2 protein-coding genes are annotated in these 2291 nt (G+C 51.2%); one reads left to right on the top strand and one right to left on the bottom strand.

Translation table 11 applies throughout. The features are described 5' to 3' along the window. Nucleotides 1-62 precede the first annotated feature (62 nt). Nucleotides 63-908 carry a site-specific DNA-methyltransferase gene (locus Q0L26_RS05595; protein ID WP_296648524.1) on the top strand — a complete coding sequence of 282 codons (846 nt, stop codon included), beginning with the start codon at nt 63-65 and terminating at the stop codon, nt 906-908. On the opposite strand, the gene Q0L26_RS05590 is transcribed toward Q0L26_RS05595, so the two are convergent. Then, a partial coding sequence (locus Q0L26_RS05590) for an iron ABC transporter permease (RefSeq protein ID WP_296648523.1) occupies nt 853-2291 on the bottom strand: 1439 nt, incomplete at its 5' end. The two genes, Q0L26_RS05595 and Q0L26_RS05590, sit on opposite strands and share 56 nt — an antisense overlap.

Below are 2291 nucleotides of genomic sequence, written 5' to 3'. Positions count from 1 at the left end.
TCGTGGCGCTTCAGCTCTGCGTTGTGAATTACTTCAGTGTTCATGCTGTTAATCTCTTTCTTGTGCCTGCCAACAAGTTGCTATTCGGAGATAACCTCCTGCATCTGAACTCTATTCCAGATGCATCTGTGCAGCTTGTCTACATTGACCCGCCTTTCAATACCGGCCGCAAGCAGACGCGCGGCAAGTCAGAAACAAGTCGCGTCGAGACTGGCGGACGCGTGGGCTTCAAGGGCCAACAGTATGAAATCATCCGTGAGACGGTCTTGAGCTACGACGATGAGTTTGCCGACTACTGGAGTTTTCTAGAGCCTCGCCTAGAGCAGGCTTGGCGCATTTTGAATGAAACAGGCACGCTCTATTTGCACCTCGACTATCGCGAAGCCCACTATGCAAAAGTTTTGCTCGATGCGCTTTTCGGTCGAGATTGTTTCTTGAACGAAATCATTTGGGCCTATGACTACGGCGGCAAGGCTAAGAACAAGTGGCCGTCGAAACACGACACAATTTTGGTTTATGTGAAAGACCCGAAGAAATATTTCTTCAACAACACAGAGGTCGATCGCGAGCCATACATGGCACCCGGATTAGTTACTGCTGAAAAAGTTGCGCTAGGAAAATTACCGACCGATGTTTGGTGGCACACAATCGTTTCGCCAACCGGAAAAGAAAAAACCGGATACCCAACGCAAAAGCCAGAGGGAATTCTGCGCCGCGTGATTCAAGCTTCATCTAAAGCCGGTGACCTTGTGGTGGATTTCTTTGCCGGCTCGGGAACCACAGGCGCGGTTGCAGCATCGCTCGGCAGAAACTTCATTTTGATCGACCAGAACCCAGAGTCGATTGAAGTCATTAGTCAGCGATTGAAGAGCGCTGGCGTCGACTTCGAATTAGTTCAGTCGAACTGATCAGCACAAACACCACAACGATAAGCAAGGCACTGGCTGCCATTGCCATTGCGTAGTTTTGTTCACCAGGGCGCGAAATTAGTCGGGCCAGCACAACCGGAAGAGTGGCCTGATCGCCGTAGGCAAGCAAGGCAGCCGATCCAAATTCGCCGATTGAGGTGAGCAGGGCAAAGCCAAGGGCCGTGACCAAAGTGGTTCTAATCAGAGGTGCTTCAACCAGCCAGAAGGTTTGCCAGGCAGTTGCACCAGCATTTGCTGCAGCCTCTCGAGGTTCACGGCCAAGTCCGGTTATGGCACTGTTGGTCATGCGAATAACCAATGGAGTGGCGATTAGCGCCTGAACCAGAGGTACGACAAGCCAGCTTTCGCGCAGCGGCAGTGGGTCGCCTCCGAATGTGACCAGATAGCCAAAGCCAAGCACAACAGGCGAAATGCCAAGCGGCAGCAAGAAAACAAGCTCTGCAATTCGGCCGCGGCGACCTTGCAGCAGCCAAGCCACCAAGACGCCAATGAGAAACGAGATGGTCGCTGCAATCGCAGCGTTGCGCAGTGAATTGCCAAGAGCGCTTGCAACATCGATGTCGAGAATGTTACGAGCACCCCGTGTTGCGAGATTTTCAAAATTGCCTAAGCCAACCGAACCGTGCGAGATAAACGCGCGTGCAACGACCGAGCCCACTGGAATTACAAAAAATACTGCAATCGCAGCCAAAGCGAATGACAAGATTTTGCGCTCTGGCTTTTTTATTTTTGGCAAACGTTCTGCAACATCGACAACTGCGCCAAATGCATTTGCGCCGAGTCGGCGTGAAGTCATGAACGCAATAATTGTGATGACCGTCTGCACGATCGAAAGTGCCGCTGCAGTTTGCAAATCAAGAAACTGCGTGAGCGAAACAAAACTGAGTGTTTCGATGGTTTGTATTTGCCCACCACCAAGCACAAGCACAACGGCGAAACTAGAAACGCAAAACATGAACACCAGCGACGCTGCAGCTGCAATAGATGCACGCAACATGGGCAGCGTAATTCGCCAAAAAATTTGCACAGCTGAAGCGCCGTCGAGCATCGCTGCCTCTTCTGTTTCACTTTCAAGCGCAGACCATGCAGAACCAACCACGCGAACCACAAGCGACAGATTCAAAATCAGGTGCGCTATGAGAATTACAAGAATTGTTTGATCTTGAAAAACATCGCGCAAGCCAGAGAGCGCGATGGCAATCACTATGCTCGGCAGCACAAATGGAATTACAAGAAAACTACGCAACAATTTTGCGCCGAAGAAACTGCGGCGATAAAGCACAAAGGCAATCGGCAATCCGAAGCCAAGACACAGGGCCGTCGAAGCGACCGCCTGCCACAGAGTAAAGCCAATGGTCTTCG

Origin of the sequence: Rhodoluna sp., assembly GCF_024641065.1 — a bacterium.
Classification (GTDB): Bacteria; Actinomycetota; Actinomycetes; order Actinomycetales; family Microbacteriaceae; genus Rhodoluna.
Note: the sequence above shows the minus strand (reverse complement) of the source record. Positions and strands in the feature narration are given on the sequence as shown.